At 62.0% G+C, this 2,394-nt stretch carries 4 protein-coding genes; 3 read left to right on the forward strand and 1 reads right to left on the reverse strand.

Annotation, left to right across the window (positions count from 1 at the left end):
* The first annotated feature begins 3 nt into the window (after nucleotides 1-3).
* Nucleotides 4-930, forward strand: a complete 927-nt coding sequence (locus EN935_RS31410) for a Gfo/Idh/MocA family oxidoreductase (protein ID WP_127264081.1) — start codon at nucleotides 4-6, stop codon at nucleotides 928-930.
* A gap of 106 nt (nucleotides 931-1,036) precedes the next feature.
* Here EN935_RS31410 and EN935_RS31415 read toward each other — a convergent pair whose 3' ends face one another.
* Entirely contained in the window at nucleotides 1,037-1,435 is a 399-nt protein-coding gene (locus tag EN935_RS31415; protein WP_127264079.1) for a chlorophyllide reductase, read from the reverse strand.
* Between the two features lie 96 nt (nucleotides 1,436-1,531).
* Between EN935_RS31415 and EN935_RS31420 the strand changes: the two genes are divergently transcribed.
* Nucleotides 1,532-2,110: a DUF2975 domain-containing protein gene (locus tag EN935_RS31420; RefSeq protein ID WP_127373987.1), complete on the forward strand. Its 579-nt coding sequence runs from the start codon at nucleotides 1,532-1,534 to the stop codon at nucleotides 2,108-2,110.
* A 13-nt stretch (nucleotides 2,111-2,123) separates the two neighbouring features.
* Entirely contained in the window at nucleotides 2,124-2,336 is a 213-nt protein-coding gene (locus EN935_RS31425) for a helix-turn-helix transcriptional regulator (RefSeq protein ID WP_127266067.1), read from the forward strand.
* Nucleotides 2,337-2,394 lie beyond the last annotated feature (58 nt).

The raw sequence follows: 2,394 nt of genomic DNA on the forward strand, positions 1-2,394 counted from the left end.
GCCGTGTCCCAGCCCATCAAGATTGGCATCGTCGGCGTCGGCAAGATCGTCCGCGACCAGCACCTGCCGGCCCTGGCGAAAGACCAGAACTATCGCCTGATCGCGGCGGCCAGCCGGCATGGCAAGGTGGAAAACATCCCGAACTTCCCTGATATCGAAGCCATGCTCGACGCTGTGCCCGACCTCGAGGCCGTATCGCTCTGCATGCCGCCGCAGTTCCGCTACGATGCGGCGCGGACGGCGCTGATGGCGAAGAAGCATGTCTTCCTGGAAAAGCCGCCAGGCGCCACTGTCAGCGAGGTCGAAGACCTCAAGGCATTGGCCGCGCAGAACAGCGTCTCGCTGTTCGCCAGCTGGCACTCGCGCTATGCGCCGGCGGTCGAGGCCGCGCGTGCCTTCCTGAACTCGACCAAGATCAGGTCGGCCGCCATCAACTGGAAGGAAGACGTGCGCCGCTGGCATCCGAACCAGGAGTGGATCTGGGCCCCCGGTGGTTTTGGCGTCTTCGATCCCGGCATCAACGCGCTGTCGATTGCCACCCATATCCTACCGCCGATGTTCATCACTTCGGCGGTCCTGGATTTTCCCGAAAACCGCGCCTCCCCGGTTGCCGCGCGCGTCGCCTTCCGCACCTCGAATGGCTTGCCGGTGACGATGGACCTCGACTGGCTGCAGACAGGCCCGCAAAGCTGGGACATCCTGGGCGACACCGACAAGGGCGCAATGGTGCTGTCGGGCGGCGGCACCAAGCTCGCCATCGACGGCAAGGTGGTTCACGACGAGCCGGAGGCCGAGTACCCGATGCTCTACCGGCGCTTTGCCGAAATCGTCCGCGCCGGCGTTTCCGATGTCGATCTGGCTCCACTCCAGCACGTCGCCGACGCCTTCATGCTCGGCAAGCGCAATGTGGTCGAGGCTTTCTTCGACTGAATTCTGATACCGGAACCGCACTCGCTGACAGCTCGCGGGGGTCGCAGGCCGGGAATGGTCGCGCGACCGGATTGTCGCGCGACTGGGATCCAGCGGATCGCTTGAATCAAGTCTTGGTCCTGCAACCGGCACGCCTGACCATGTCGGCAATGATCAATGGCGTGGCCGGTGTCTGGGACCAGTCGCCCTGACGGGGCGCGCCCGCTTCAAGGGCGGCGCGCACCGCGCCCGTATCCAGGCTGAAAGAACTCTTGCAGGAGACGAGGCCGCCCTTGCCGATCGTGTCGACGATCACGCCGGCGGCTTCGCCAACCCCGGCGACATAGGCGACAAGCGTTTGCCTGGCGATCGGGCTCGTACCGGCCTTGTCGAGCATCTCCATCACCTGCCCTACCGATATCCGACCTGTCGCGGTCGATGGAAGGGCGATGGCAGCAAAAGGCGTCATGAACGCCGCCACAACAACGATGGCGGCCACGGCAATCCTGCGTTTGAACGAAGGCATAGGTTTCTCCTGTGAGGTGGAATTGACAAGAATCATCATTGTGCATAAATTAATTATTGTAAAACGATAATTTCTTTCGATGGAGCGATGTTGCCAATGATTGAACCTGTCATCACGGCTGCCGCCGCCGATCCTGACCGCCAGGCCAGATTGAAACGCATCCGCCTTTTCAGCCTGGTGCTGGCGGGATGTTTTGTCGTCCTCGCCATGCTGTTGACCGTTGGTCTGCTGTTCTACTGGCTCAGCGTCTCCGCCGGTTCGATCGCGGCCGATGCGCAGATCCCACAGGAATGGCTGAGCGAGCTTGGCCTCGGTCGAAGACTGATCGGGTTCGCGATCTCGTTCGTGCCGCTTGCCTGCCTCGTCTTCGCGCTCATGGCCGCCAGGCGCTGTTTCGGTGCTTTCGCGTCCGGAAACTTCTTCGGTCAGGGCGCCATCAGCAATTTGCGATATTTTGGCCTCGGCCTGCTGGCATCCGCCTTGCTGAAACCGGTTTCGGCGGCGGCATCGTCCGTTCTCCTGAGCTGGAACGCGCCTGCCGGCCAGCACCGGCTGACGCTCGGCGTCGACAGCGACACGATGCTGGCCTTGCTGGCAGCTTGCATCGTCGCGGTGATCACCTGGGTCATGGCCGAGGCATCGGCACTCGCCGAAGAAAACGCGCAGTTCATCTGATGAGGATCAGCTCATGCCCATAAGGGTCAGGCTCAATGTCGTCCTCGCCGAACGAAACGTGAAGTCGAAGGACCTGGCCGAATATGTCGGCATCACCGAGGCCAATCTTTCCCTTTTGAAGCAGGGAAAGGTCAAGGGCATCCGGTTCGACACGCTGGAGCGCATCTGCAACTACCTCGACTGCCAGCCGGGCGATCTGCTTCGCTTCGAGAGGCTGTCCGAATAGCACAAAGAAATAGGCCGCCGGGTTGCCCCGACGGCCTTGTTGCCTGAGATTCCTGGAG

It is taken from the genome of Mesorhizobium sp. M7D.F.Ca.US.004.03.1.1 (genome assembly GCF_003998635.1).
GTDB lineage: Bacteria > Pseudomonadota > Alphaproteobacteria > Rhizobiales > Rhizobiaceae > Mesorhizobium > Mesorhizobium loti.

Excerpts from the sequence above, each read along its gene's own strand:
- EN935_RS31420 (WP_127373987.1), top strand. The coding sequence starts at position 1,532 with ATGATTGAACCTGTCATCACGGCTGCCGCCGCCGATCCTGACCGCCAG.
- EN935_RS31425 (WP_127266067.1), top strand. The coding sequence starts at position 2,124 with ATGCCCATAAGGGTCAGGCTCAATGTCGTCCTCGCCGAACGAAACGTG.
- EN935_RS31415 (WP_127264079.1), bottom strand. The coding sequence starts at position 1,435 with ATGCCTTCGTTCAAACGCAGGATTGCCGTGGCCGCCATCGTTGTTGTG.